We start from the raw sequence: 13,405 nt of genomic DNA on the forward strand, positions 1-13,405 counted from the left end.
TACAAAAATGAGTAGTACATGTTTAGGTGATAAAAATGAAAAAACAAACAATTGATGAAGTGACGGCCTTTCATCAGAAAATGCTTTCTTTTTTCTTAACGAAATCTGAATCCGTCTCATTATCCGACTCGCTGTTATGGCTGGCCTCAGCTCTAGAATCCTGCTTTACATCTCTTTCATTGACCCTTTCACCGGCAGAATCAACACGTTTCACCATAAAAACAGAAGATGAACCGCATTATGCTCCGCTGAAAGAGAGTGACGGCCGTTTTATGATCAGGAATCAGACGTCCGGCAGATCCTTTTATCTGTGCTCGGAAGGCGGGCTGCCGATCCCGGAATCATTGCCTGAGCTCGTTACTCAGTTTATTAATCAATCTGTGAGACAAAGCGGGCTGTTTGACAAAACGAAGCATCAGCGGAAAATTCACAGAATGACAGAAATGTTCCATTCGCTTTTGGACCAAAATGAGGTTTTGGAAAAACTGCAGGCAAGTTTGAGTACGGCTTTCCGGTCTTTCCGTTTTTCACTGTTTATCACGCAGGATCAGGATACGGACAGACAGCTTCCCGCAAAAGAATTACATATGGACGGAAAAGATGCCGATCCGTCTGCCCTGAAGGTTTATTTATCGGGGAGACTGCTCAGAAAAGGCAGGTCATCTGCTTATCTGCCGATCAAAGGCCAGCAGGGGACTTACGGGGTTCTGAAGACGGAGGGGCTGCAGGATGCCGTTCTTTCGTGCAGTACTCTCAGTGAAATGCTGCTGCTTGCGGGCGCAGCGGGAAAAGCATTTGAAAATGCGCAGCTCTATGAGCAATCGAAAAAAAGCATTGCGAATCTGGAGCTCATTAATGAAACATCGCGCCAGCTGAATCAGCGCCTCAGACTCACTGATACGATGCGGGAGCTCGCCGCCATTATGACCCAATCGTTTCATGCGGAAGAAGTGGCTTTTTTTCATATTGATCATTTTGAGACGCAAAATCTGCTTCCGGGACATACCGCTTTTTTTAAGACAGAACGTGCGAACCCCTATATCAGCATTGTGAAAGAAAAGCTGTTCGAGGGAGAAAAGGGCGTGTTTATCGGCAGCGGAAAGACTGTATTCGGCGAAAACGGTTTCGGCTCGCTGATGGCGGTGCCGATGATCGAAAATGACACCGTCTTCGGGTTCGCGATTTTATTGAAAAAGGATTTGTATGCTTTTACGTTTGAAATGTATAAGCTTTTTCAAGCGCTCATTCACCATGCGACATTGGCGGTCACGAACTCCATGCTGCGCGACAGGCTTGAGCATCTTGTTCAGACAGACCAGCTGACGGAGCTGTATTCAAGAACCTATCTGGATGAGAAAATTCAATACAGCATGAAAATTCATAAACGAGGTGTATTCATCCTCGTTGATATCGATAATTTCAAAAATATTAATGATACATACGGTCATCAAACGGGAGATTCGATCCTGATTCAGGTGGCCACCGTTATGAAGAACCATATTCGTGAGCATGATGTCGCTGCGAGGTGGGGGGGCGAGGAGCTGGCTGTCTATCTGCCGAATATCAACGTGTCATCCGGAGAACGCATCGCTAAAAGGCTGGTTCGCGCCATCCGGGAAAATACCGAGCCGCGCGTGACGATTTCCTGCGGCGTTTCCTGCTGGTCAAAGACCGGCCCGATGCCGTTGAAATTGCTCGTTCAGCAAGCGGATGAGGCGCTTTATATCGCCAAACGGAACGGCAAAAACCGGCTGATCATCCATCAAAACAGCACGACGACATAAAAAAGGAGCCGGCCTGCCGGCCGGGCTCCTTTTTTTATCCTAATCGTTTTTCAAGCGTTTCAACAAACTTTGCTAAATAGGTTTCGTCCGTTTCATCAAAACGGTTTTTCACAGGGCTGTCAATGTCCAGCACACCGATCACTTCACCGTTTACGCGGATCGGGAGGACGATTTCTGACTGGGAAGCCGCGTCACAGGCGATATGTCCCGGGAACGCATTCACATCGGCAATCCGCTGCACGTCGCCATTAGAGTAGGCAGTGCCGCATACGCCTCTGCCGAACGGAATGCGCACACAGGCAGGAAGTCCTTGAAACGGTCCGAGCACGAGCTCGCCCTCTTTAGCGAAGTAAAACCCCGCCCAGTTGACTTCATGTAATGAATGGTATAAAAGCGCTGACGCATTCGCGTAATTTGCGATCGCATCCGTTTCATCTTCTGTCATGGCTTCGAGCTGTTTAAGCAGAAGCTGATAACTTTTTTCTTTATCTCCGGATTGTTTTTCGACATGAAACATGGAAAACCCTCACTTTTTCTATAATATCAAACAAAGTTCCGGCCGTTCTGCCGGCATTTGTCGAGAAGTTCTTACAGGAACGGCGCCTTTCTGCTTGAATTGTTACACATAAAGGGGTGAGCCGTATGAAAGTAAGCACCAAAGACAAAATTATTAACGCCGCTGTCCAGCTGTTTAACCAAAAAGGTTATTCCGGCACGTCCGTCCGTGAAATCGCAAAGTCAGCTGATGTAAATGTTGCGCACATCTCCTACTATTTTAAAGGGAAAGGCGGATTAATGGAACATTTAGTTTCCGAGTTTTACGAAGGCTATACTGAAGCGCTGGAAAAAGCCGCCGTCAGTATGAACGGTGAAGACGCGCAGGAACGCATCCTGCGGGTGATTTTCGATATTTTATCCTATCAGCACGATAACCGTCAATTAACGCGGTTTGTATACCGGGAAGTGACGATTGATTCCGTGCTGATCAGGGAAATTATGTCTACTTACTTAATGAAAGAAAAATATATTTTCCAGCTGGTGATTGAAGAAGGGCAGTCACGTCACAGACGGCTGACACTGCCCGTCCCGCATTTTATTCTGCAATTGAAATCCCTCTTGATGATGCCGTATCTTCAGCCTCAATATATTACAGAGGTGCTCTATATGCAGCCTCATGAACCGTACTTTTATAAAAGGTATTTTGAAGAGGTGAAGATCTGGATCGAAAGCGTGTTCCGACGGCCTGATGCGGCGCTTATGAAGTAATGATGTTTTTGTACGTTTCGTAGGAACTGCCGACATCTTCCGCTTGATGGGCGTCCGACCCGAATATGAGCGGGATTTTTTTTTGCTTCGCCGTCTTAGCCATCCAATCCTCCATGTATACTTCCCCGGCAAACTTCTTTCTGAGCCCGGATGTATTCACATCCAGCTCCATTCCGTGTTCTTTCACGGCGTCAAGACAGCGGGCCGCAAGCTCTCTTATTTGAGGTGACATGCTGTAAGGGAAAAGGCGCGCGAATTTTTTGACGAGCGTGATATGGCCGACCCGTTTTGGCTTAAAGGGGCCGAGCGGTGTTACAATGGAAGAATACACGGTTTCATAGTATTGTTCATATACGGCTTCAACGCTTCCGAAGCGGTCGGCAAGCTGCTGAAAGGCGTGCTCGTCAAAATCGAGGCATATATAAGACGGACCGGTTTTCAAAAAATGAACGGATAAAATGCCGTCATCCAGTGAGGGGCCGTACGTGTTCAGAAACGCCGCGGTTTCCTCTTCATACCCTGTGATAAAATCGGTTTCTAGCCCAGTCAGAATGCTGATTTGTCCATCGTATTCCTTTTTCAGCTGTGACAGCCGCTCCAAATAAACCTCCATCTGTCTGAGATCCATCGCGCTGTCCTGAAGCGGTACGGGATCTTGAAATGACGGAGGAAGGGGGGCGTGCTCTGTAAATGTGATCGAGTCAAAGCCTCTTTCCAGGGCCTTTTCGACATATTGTTTCAGCGCATCCTTCGAGCCGTGAGGGCAAAAAGGGGTGTGGATATGAGCGTCTCGTTTTTCCATTTGTGTCACTCCATTAAAAAATTGCAGAATCCTGCCGAAATTATGCAAAAAGTTTTTGATTTCTGGTCAAAAAATGTTGGTTACATGGTATCATAATAACAATGAAAACGACAGATTTTCTCAATACATATATTGAAATCTTTCTGAATACATAAAACACCCTGACAGATTAAGAGAACAACAAGGGGGCTCATTATGGAGTTAGTCATCGGATTATTGGTTATACTGCTCGCGCTCTTTGCGGCGGGCTACTTTTTCAGGAAAAAAATTTATACGGAAATTGACCGGCTGGAGTCATGGAAGATTGAAATTTTAAACCGTTCGATAGTGGAAGAAATGTCCAAGATCAAACATCTGAAAATGACCGGAGAGACGGAAGAGTTCTTTGAAAGATGGCGCGAGGAGTGGGATGAAATTGTCACAGCCCATCTGCCGAAAGTAGAAGAGCTCCTTTATGATGCCGAAGAGAACGCCGACAAATACCGGTTTAAAAAAGCGAATCAGGTGCTTGTCCACATCGACGACCTCCTCACTGCAGCCGAATCAAATATAGAAGGCATACTGCGTGAGATCAGCGACCTTGTGACGAGCGAGGAAAAAAGCCGCGGAGAGATTGAACAGGTGCGTGAGCGGTATTCAAAAGCGCGGAAAAACCTTCTGGCGTACAGCCATCTCTACGGAGAGCTTTATAACAGCCTGGAGACGGATCTCGACGAAATCTGGAGCGGCATAAAAGAGTTCGAAGAAGAGACGGAAAGCGGCAATTACATCAAAGCGAGAAAAGTGCTGCTTGAACAGGACCGCAGACTGGATCAGCTTCAGACATACATAGATGACGTTCCGAAACTGCTTGCGGACTGTAAACAGACCGTGCCGAACCAAATTGCCAAGCTGAAAGACGGCTACCGGGAAATGACGGAAAAAGGCTACAAATTGGAGCATATTCAAATCGAAAAAGAGCTGGAGACCCTCACAAATCAATTGAAACGGGCCGAAAACGCGCTTTTAGAAGAATTGGATGTCGACGAAGCGTCCGCCATCCTTCAGCTGATTGATGAAACCATTCAATCGATGTATGAACAGCTGGAAGGCGAAGTGGAAGCAGGACAGTCCGTATTAAGCAAAATGCCTGAGCTGATCATCGCGTATGAGAAGCTTGAGGAAGAAAAAGACCGCACAAAAACCGAAACGGAGCTCGTCAAGGAAAGCTATCAGCTGACGGCGGGAGAAATCGGCAGACAGCATGCCTTCGAAAAACAGCTGGAAACGATCGGCCGGCTCCTTGAGCAGGCGAGAGAAAAGCTTGACGGCGAGCATGTCGCTTACTCGCTGCTGATTGAAGAAGTCGAGGCCATCGAAAAGCAGATGGAAGAGGCTCAGAAAGAACATGCCGAATACCGTGAAAATCTGCAGGCGCTCAGAAAAGAAGAACTGCAGGCGCGGGAAACGCTGATGCATCTTCGGAAAACCATTTCTGACACGGCCCGAATGCTGCAAAAAAGCAACGTGCCGGGAATTCCTGAACAAGTCAAGGACAAGCTCGAGACGGCAAATCATCATATAGAAGAAACCGTCAGCCAATTGGAAGAGCTGCCGCTGAACATGGAGGAAGCCGCCAAACATCTGGCTGAAGCCGAAAAGGTGGTTGAGGAAGTCAGTGAAGAGGCGGAAGATCTTGTGATTCAGGTGAAGCTGATTGAGCGGATCATCCAGTACGGCAACCGCTTCCGAAGCCAGAATCATATTTTATCCGAACAGCTGAAAGAAGCGGAACGGCTGTTTTATGCTTACCGCTATAATGAAGCTTATGAGATGGCGGCAGATGCTGTTGAAAAAGCAGCTCCCGGCGCCGTGAAAAAAATTAAAGCTGATCAATCTGCTTCATAGACGCATAAGCAAAAACTGCACCCTGATGGAAATCAGAGGTGCAGTTTTTTAGTTTCTCACGGAATATAAAAAGCGCCTGCGGCTGATATACATCAAACCGCAGGCGCTGAATGTTACGATTTTGCTTTATTTAATTCGATGGGCGGGCTGGTAAAAAACGTAATAATGCAGCCGATGATCGCTCCGGCAATGCCCGGAAGCACCCAGCCGATTCCCATGCTGTAAAGCGGAAGATTTGCGTTTAAGAATGAATCTAATGATCCGAGCGGAATGCCGGCTGCCTTCAAACCGTCCAGGATACTGAACAGCCCCGTTCCGATCAGGCAGGCGATATAGACTTCGCGTCTTTCCTTAAAGATTTTATCAATAAAGGAAAGGACGATAATGACAATCGCCAGCGGGTAAATGGCTGATAAAATAGGAACTGAAAATGCAATAATCTCAGCAAGTCCGAAATTTGAAATCGCCAGACTGAACAGCGTGACAATCGTAACCACCATTTTGTATGATAAAGCTGGAATCAATTTTGAAAAATATTCGCCGCAAGATGTGACAAGCCCGATGCTTGTCGTTAAACACGCAACGGTGATGGCGGCGCCGAGAACGATGTTTCCCAGTGAACCGAACAGGTAATCAGATGAAGCTGATAAAATCTTTGCGCCTTCGCCGAGCGGCCCCACAGCGTCCGTGCTTGTCGCTCCCAAATAGGCCAAAGATAAATAAATGAATGTCAAACCTGCCGCTGCAATCAGACCCGCTTTAATACAAGCGGCGGCGAGCGCTTTACGCTGGGTGACGCCCCTGCTTTTAACAGCGTTGACGACAACGACGCCGAAGACGATTGAGGCGAGCGCATCCATTGTTTTATAGCCTTCCAAAAATCCTTTGAACACCGGCGTTCCGGAATATGCCTGATGTACAGCGCCCAGCCCGCCCATCGGAGTGACAATGGCTTTTACGACGATGATTAAAATAATACCGAATTTAATAGGAGTCAAAATCTTTCCGACTCTGTCCACGATTTTGGACGGGTTAAGAGCTAAATAATACGTAATAGAAAAAAAGATCAACGTGAAAACAAATAAAGATAATCTTTCCGGAATGCCGCTTAAAAACGGAACTGCACCGATTTCATATGAAACGGTTCCGGTTCTCGGAATCGCGAAAAGCGGCCCGATTGATAAATAAAGCACAACGGTGAAAATAGTCCCGAATACCGGATGAGCTTTATCGGCAAGCCCTTTCGCGTCTTTGCCCGTTAATGCGATGGCGATAATACCCAAAAGCGGCAGACCAACGCCGGTCAGTAAGAAACCGCCCATCGCTTTCCAGACATTATGCCCCGCCGCTTGCCCGAGCTCCGGCGGATATATCATATTTCCTGCCCCGAAAAAAAGTGCGAAAAGCATGAAACCGATAATAACGGTATCTTTGACAGGTAGTGAGTGTTTCATAAAAATCCTCCTAAATACTATGTTGAAATATTCTGTCAATTAATTGTCAGATAATATAACAAAACGAACATTACTTATTATATGGCAATGTACAGAGAAGTCAATACTCGATTTATTGCGAATTTATATTTACTTTTGTTATGGTAGCATAAATATCATACGATGTACCGTTTTCATTAAAGGAGTAAAAAAAATGATATATTTAGACAACAGCTCAACGACCGAGCCGTATGAAGAGGTATTGGATGTGTACAAACAGACGAGCAGCCGTTATTTCGGCAATCCTTCGTCTCTGCACCGGTTAGGAACTGAGACGGAACAGCTCCTTGAAGCGGCCGCTCAGCAAATAAAAAAAACCTTGCGTTTAAAAAATTATGATATTGTATTTACATCGGGCGCGACTGAAGCGAATAACGCTGCGTTAAAGGGAGCAGCCTGGGCAAACATGAGTAAAGGAAGACATATCATTGCTTCGGCGATTGAGCATCCTTCTGTGACGGAGACGCTTGATCAGCTGACAGAGCTGTTCGGCTTTGAAGTCACATATCTTCCGGCCGATCAAAACGGCTTCGTTTCTTTGAAAGACGTCAAATCGGCTATCAGGCCGGATACGATAATCGTCAGCGTCATGCATGTCAATAACGAAGTCGGCTCCATTCAGCCCGTAAAGGAAATCGGCGGGTTTTTAAAGCAGCACCGGAATATTCTGTTTCATGTTGATCATGTGCAGGGCATTCATAAAGTTCCCCTGTCTATAGAAGAAGCGGACATTGACCTTTGCACCGTTTCAGGGCATAAGTTTCACGGCTTAAAAGGGACCGGAGCGCTTATCGTCAAAAAAGGAACGCGGCTCATTCCGCTTATAACAGGCGGCTCGCAGCAAAAAGGCGTCCGCGCCGGAACGGAACACACGGCAGGCGCCGTTTCCCTTGCGAAAGCGATCAATCTTTCCGCGCGTGACATGAACGAGCGGCTTTCTTCCGTGGAGGCTGCCAAGAATGCGCTCATGGAAAGGCTGAGCGGGACGGACGGGGTCGTCATCAACACCCCCGCTGAAAGCAGCGCGCCGCATATCATTAATTTTTCCGTTCCGGGCGTGAAGGCGGAAGTGCTGCTGCACATGCTTGAGGAAAAAGGAATATATGTCTCCACAACCGCGGCATGTTCGGCAAGAGAGCACAAACCGAGCCGTGTTCTTCTGCAAATGAATAAAGGCGAACAGATTGCATCAAGCAGCATAAGAGTCAGCCTGAACTTCAGCCATACGGCTGACATCACGGAGCCGTTTATGGCCGCGCTGGTGCCGGCTGTTCAAAAACTAAAAAAAATGATGAGGTAGCATATGAATTACGATCATATTTTAATCCGTTTTGGTGAAATATCCACAAAAGGAAAAAACAGACGCAGTTTTATTGAAAGATTAAAACAGAATATCCGCCTGGTATTAAAGGATTATAAAAAAGTAAAATACTTTTCAAACCGGGACCGGATGTCGATTACTCTTAATGGAGAAAACCCGGAGGAAATTTGTTCCTTATTAAAGAATATATTCGGCATTCAAAGCTTTAGTCTCGCAATTAAATGCGAAAGCAAGCTGGAAGACATTAAAAAAACGGCTTTAGCCGCGATAGAAGGCGAATATAAACCGGGGAATACGTTTAAGGTCGAGACCAAACGGGCTTACAAACAGTTTGAATTAGATACGAATGCGATGAACGCTGAAATCGGCGGCCATATTTTGAAAAACACGGATGGATTAACCGTCGATGTGAAACATCCCGATATTCCGCTTCGGATTGAAATCAGGGAGGAAGCGACATTCCTGACGATTCGCAACGAAAAAGGCGCCGGAGGCCTTCCTGTCGGTTCCGCGGGTAAAGCGATGCTGATGCTTTCCGGCGGTTTTGACAGTCCGGTCGCCGGTTTTTACGCGATGAAACGGGGATTATCAGTTGAAGCCGTACATTTCTTCAGTCCGCCGTATACGAGTGAACGGGCAAAGCAGAAAGTCATGGATCTCGCGGGATGCCTCGCGAAGTTCGGCGGCAGTATGACACTTCATATCGTGCCGTTTACAAAGACGCAGGAACTCATCCAAAAACAAATCCCGGAGAACTATACGATGACGGCGACGCGGCGTCTTATGCTGCAAATCGCGGACAGAATCAGAGAAGAACGGAAAGCGCTCGCGATCATTACGGGAGAAAGCCTCGGGCAGGTAGCGAGCCAGACGCTTGAAAGCATGTATGCGATCAATGCGGTGACGGCAACGCCGATTTTGCGCCCTTTAATCGGAATGGACAAAACAGAAATCATCGAGAAATCAAAAGAAATCGGCACTTATGAAACAAGCATTCAGCCGTTTGAGGACTGCTGCACCATCTTTACGCCGCCAAGTCCGAAAACACGCCCGAAAAAAGAAAAAATCGAGCACTTCGAAAGCTTCGTTGATTTTGAACCGCTGATTGCAGAGGCCGCTGCCGGCATCGAAACCATCACTGTTTACTCGGAGCAGGAAGCTCACGATAAGTTTGCCGGCCTGTTTTAAAACTGTATACAATTACCAAAGTTTTTTTGAATGAAGACATGTGTTTTATCACATTCTATACTCACAAGGAGGTGATACACATGTCACAACAATCAAACAGCGGAAACAGCAACCAGCTTTTAGTGCCAGGCGCTGCTCAAGCTATCGACCAAATGAAGTATGAAATCGCTTCTGAATTCGGTGTAAACCTTGGACCGGAAACAACTTCTCGCGCCAACGGTTCTGTCGGTGGAGAAATCACAAAACGTCTTGTCTCTTTTGCTCAGCAAAGCATGGGCGGAAGCAGCCAGCAGCAGTTTTAATCACAACTTCACATAATGGCTAAGAGAGCGGGGAATTCCCCGCTCTTTTTTCATGAGTATAGATAGAAGGCGGGAAGCAATTTATGCATATTTTTATTGTAATGGCCTATGTTTATGTATAATGGGGAAAGAAAGTGAGGAGTTGTTCGTGTTAAAACGAGAAGATTTAATCGCCCCAAAGAACTATAACCTTGTAAATGAAATCGAAAAGTTCAGCCGTTCCAAAGAGAAGAACGCGCTTATTTGGGAAGATCAAACAGGCGGCAAGAAAGTCTGGACGTATGAAAAATTGATGGAAGAAACGAATAAAATCGGAGCCCGCCTGAAAGGTCTCGGATTTGAAAAAGGCGATAAGCTGATTGTCATGGTTCCGAGAGTGCTTGAAGCGTATGCCGTTTATTTAGCGATCTTAAAAGCGGGGATGGTCGTCATTCCTTGCTCGGAAATGCTGCGCGCCAAAGACCTTGAATACCGGATCAAACACGCCGAAGTGAAAGGCGCTATCGTTTATCCTTCATTTATAAACGCGTTTGACGAGGTGAATACCGAACAGCTGGTGACATTGTCAATCGGTGAAAATGATGCCGGCTGGAAAAACCTCCTAACGATTGAAGCGGACGGAGACAGTTTTCAAACAGCTGATACAACAAGAGAAGACATGGCGTTTTTGTCCTATACTTCAGGCACGACCGGCCAGCCTAAAGGCGTTGTACATACACACGGCTGGGCCTTTGCCCATTTAAAAACATCAGCCGGTGCATGGCTGGATATTTCTGAAGACGATACAGTGTGGGCCACCGCGGCGCCCGGCTGGCAGAAATGGGTGTGGAGCCCGCTGCTCGCAATTCTGGGAAGCGGCGCGACAGGAGTCATTTATCACGGCAGATTCAACGCCAAGACGTATTTAGAGCTGCTGGAGCGCCATCAAGTAAATGTCTTCTGCTGTACCCCGACGGAATACCGCCTGATGGCAAAAGTGGAGGAGTTGGACAAATATGATCTTTCTGCCCTTCACAGCGCAGTTTCTGCGGGTGAGCCATTAAACCGGGAAGTCATTGACGTATTCCGGAAGCATTTCGGCATTAAAGTGAGAGACGGATACGGCCAAACGGAGAGCACCCTGTTAGTCGGCGTCCTGAAGGATATGGATATTAAGCCGGGAAGCATGGGCAAACCGACCCCTGGAAATCAAGTGGAGATTATAAACGATAAAGGCGAAATATGCGAAACAGGCGAAACGGGCGATATCGCCGTGCATTTGAGCACACCGGCCTTATTCAAGGAATATTATAAAGATCCCGAAAGAACGAAAAAGCAGATTCGCGGAGATTACTTTCTTACAGGAGACCGCGCGAAAAAAGACGAGGACGGCTACTTTTGGTTTGAGAGCCGCAATGATGACATCATCGTCAGCTCCGGATATACAATCGGGCCTTTTGAAGTAGAGGACGCGCTCGTGAAGCATCCGGAAGTGAAAGAATGTGCCGTCGTGGCGAGCCCGGATGAAATCAGAGGTTCAATCGTAAAAGCCTATGTCGTTTTACAAGACGATGAAAAGCGCAGTGATGAACTTGTCAAAGAACTGCAAAACCACGTAAAAACGATTACGGCGCCTTACAAATATCCGAGAGAAATTGAGTTTGTCGAAAGCCTGCCGAAAACGGCGTCCGCAAAAATCAGACGTGTGGAGCTGAGACAGCGTGAAGAACGGCTGAAGGCTGATAAAAAAGCATAATACAGGATAAAGGGTGAGCGGGGATGAAAGCGATTTGGCACGGCGGCACCATCTATACAATGCTGGACAAGAATCATGTCACTGAAGCCATTTATACCGAAGAAGGCGTCGTCAGGCAGACGGGCAGCTTCCGGGAGCTCCAAGGAACATACGGTTCGCCTGATACGGAGGAAATCGATTTACATGGGGCTGTCATGTTCCCGGGGTTTACGGACAGTCATATGCATTTAATCGGACACGGGGAAAAACAGCTTCGCCTCGATTTGTCGCAGCTGACGTCAAAAGAAGCGATACTGCGGGCCGCAAAAGAAGCAGAGCGTGAATTGGAAGATGGCGAATGGCTGATCGGCGAAGGCTGGGATGAAAATCTGTTTGAACAGCCGGATTACGTCACGAAGCATGACCTTGACCCGCTCTTTCCCGACCGCCCCGTCCTGCTGAAGCGGGTATGCCGGCACGCCGCGGCGGTTAATTCGGCCGCATTGCGCGCGGCGGGAATTACAAACGAAACACCTGATCCAAACGGCGGGATTATCGTCCGGGACGGCACCGGTCCGACAGGCCTCCTGCTGGATAAAGCCCAAGAGCTTGTGACACAGGCCCTGCCGCCCGTCTCACTTCACTATGTCAAACGCGCGCTTCAAACGGCGATTACGGACTGCTGGTCAAAAGGCCTGACCGGCGGGCATTCAGAAGATCTGGCATACTACGGAGACGCGTCCGTTCCCGTTGCCGCGTACGAGTCATTAACCGGCAGCGGCCTTTATCCTTTTCGCGCCCATCTGCTCGTACATCACGAAGCCGTCGACAGCTGGAGCGCTCTGGATAAATCGACCGGACCTTATTTGGAATACGGAGCGATGAAAATTTTTGCTGACGGTGCGCTCGGAGGCAGAACCGCTCTATTGAAAAAGCCTTACCATGATGATCCGTCTGTTTCCGGCGTTCAGGTGCATGATGACGAAACCCTTGCCGCTCTTGTTTATAAAGCGAGAGAGAAAGGGATGGAGATCGCCGTGCACGCGATTGGCGACCTTGCATTTGAAAAGGTGCTGGATGTTATCGAAAGATACCCGGCAAAGCCCGGACAGCTAGACAGGCTCATTCATGCGCAAGTATTAGATGACGGATTGATTGAAAGAGCCGCCCGGCTGCCGATCGGACTTGATCTTCAGCCGCATTTTGTGGCCAGTGATTTTCCGTGGGTGATTGACAGGCTCGGAGAAGAGCGGATGAAAACGGCTTTCGCCTGGAAAACACTGCTGTCAAAAGGGCTGCTGTGCGCCGGAGGTTCAGATGCCCCGATTGAGCCGGCCGATCCGCTTCTGGGCATTCAATCGGCTGTGCTCCGTACGAGCAAGCAGCACCCGGAAGGTCCGGCCTATTATGAAAAAGAGTGTCTGACCGTGTACGAAGCCATTCAGCTTTACACGGAGGGAAGCGCGGCCATCATCCATAAAGAACATAGCCGCGGACGGATCGCCCCCGGCTATGATGCCGACTTTACCGTACTCAGCGGTGATCCGTTCAGGACGGACCCGAAAAAGCTTCATGAATTGGAAGCTGTCAAAACCGTCGTCGGCGGCCGTATCGTATATGAAAAAGAGGACAGGCAGTGATGCCCGTC

At 47.9% G+C, this 13,405-nt stretch carries 11 protein-coding genes; 8 read left to right on the top strand and 3 right to left on the bottom strand.

From position 1 onward, the window contains the following. Nucleotides 1-35 precede the first annotated feature (35 nt). Nucleotides 36-1,784 carry a sensor domain-containing diguanylate cyclase gene (locus tag AC3WTF_RS04335; RefSeq protein ID WP_047936031.1) on the top strand — a complete coding sequence of 583 codons (1,749 nt, stop codon included), beginning with the start codon at nucleotides 36-38 and terminating at the stop codon, nucleotides 1,782-1,784. A 34-nt stretch (nucleotides 1,785-1,818) separates the two neighbouring features. On the opposite strand, the gene AC3WTF_RS04340 is transcribed toward AC3WTF_RS04335, so the two are convergent. Next, the gene (locus AC3WTF_RS04340) at nucleotides 1,819-2,301 is read right to left on the bottom strand and encodes a GAF domain-containing protein (protein WP_007408037.1); all 483 of its coding nucleotides are present in this window, start codon (nucleotides 2,299-2,301) and stop codon (nucleotides 1,819-1,821) included. Between the two features lie 125 nt (nucleotides 2,302-2,426). Here AC3WTF_RS04340 and refZ point away from each other — a divergent pair, with 125 nt between their 5' ends. Beyond that, nucleotides 2,427-3,050, top strand: a complete 624-nt coding sequence (gene refZ, locus AC3WTF_RS04345) for a forespore capture DNA-binding protein RefZ (RefSeq protein WP_007408038.1) — start codon at nucleotides 2,427-2,429, stop codon at nucleotides 3,048-3,050. Here the strand turns inward: refZ and hisJ are convergent. Further along, nucleotides 3,040-3,852 carry a histidinol-phosphatase HisJ gene (gene hisJ / locus AC3WTF_RS04350; protein ID WP_047936030.1) on the bottom strand — a complete coding sequence of 271 codons (813 nt, stop codon included), beginning with the start codon at nucleotides 3,850-3,852 and terminating at the stop codon, nucleotides 3,040-3,042. The two genes, refZ and hisJ, sit on opposite strands and share 11 nt — an antisense overlap. 195 nt (nucleotides 3,853-4,047) lie before the next feature. Here hisJ and ezrA point away from each other — a divergent pair, with 195 nt between their 5' ends. Beyond that, nucleotides 4,048-5,739 carry a septation ring formation regulator EzrA gene (gene ezrA, locus AC3WTF_RS04355; protein WP_007408039.1) on the top strand — a complete coding sequence of 564 codons (1,692 nt, stop codon included), beginning with the start codon at nucleotides 4,048-4,050 and terminating at the stop codon, nucleotides 5,737-5,739. A 113-nt stretch (nucleotides 5,740-5,852) separates the two neighbouring features. On the opposite strand, the gene brnQ is transcribed toward ezrA, so the two are convergent. Next, nucleotides 5,853-7,193: a branched-chain amino acid transport system II carrier protein gene (gene brnQ / locus AC3WTF_RS04360; protein ID WP_015240382.1), complete on the bottom strand. Its 1,341-nt coding sequence runs from the start codon at nucleotides 7,191-7,193 to the stop codon at nucleotides 5,853-5,855. A 193-nt stretch (nucleotides 7,194-7,386) separates the two neighbouring features. On the opposite strand from brnQ, the gene AC3WTF_RS04365 reads away from it, so the two are divergent. From AC3WTF_RS04365 to AC3WTF_RS04385, 5 genes are all read left to right on the top strand, one after another. Beyond that, nucleotides 7,387-8,532 (top strand): cysteine desulfurase family protein, encoded by a 1,146-nt coding sequence (locus AC3WTF_RS04365; RefSeq protein WP_032866513.1) that lies wholly within the window; start codon nucleotides 7,387-7,389, stop codon nucleotides 8,530-8,532. A 3-nt stretch (nucleotides 8,533-8,535) separates the two neighbouring features. Then, nucleotides 8,536-9,741 carry a tRNA uracil 4-sulfurtransferase ThiI gene (gene thiI, locus AC3WTF_RS04370; protein ID WP_007408042.1) on the top strand — a complete coding sequence of 402 codons (1,206 nt, stop codon included), beginning with the start codon at nucleotides 8,536-8,538 and terminating at the stop codon, nucleotides 9,739-9,741. Between the two features lie 80 nt (nucleotides 9,742-9,821). Beyond that, entirely contained in the window at nucleotides 9,822-10,043 is a 222-nt protein-coding gene (locus AC3WTF_RS04375) for an alpha/beta-type small acid-soluble spore protein (protein ID WP_007408043.1), read from the top strand. Nucleotides 10,044-10,191: 148 nt separating this feature from the next. After that, on the top strand, nucleotides 10,192-11,778 hold the full coding sequence (gene mbcS, locus AC3WTF_RS04380; RefSeq protein ID WP_032866515.1) for an acyl-CoA synthetase MbcS: 1,587 nt from the start codon (nucleotides 10,192-10,194) through the stop codon (nucleotides 11,776-11,778). A gap of 23 nt (nucleotides 11,779-11,801) precedes the next feature. Next, a complete protein-coding gene (locus tag AC3WTF_RS04385; RefSeq protein ID WP_012118181.1) occupies nucleotides 11,802-13,397 on the top strand; it encodes an amidohydrolase in 1,596 nt (531 codons plus the stop codon). Nucleotides 13,398-13,405: the final 8 nt, after the last annotated feature.

The sequence above is a fragment of the Bacillus sp. EB106-06-01-XG163 genome, from assembly GCF_058791615.1.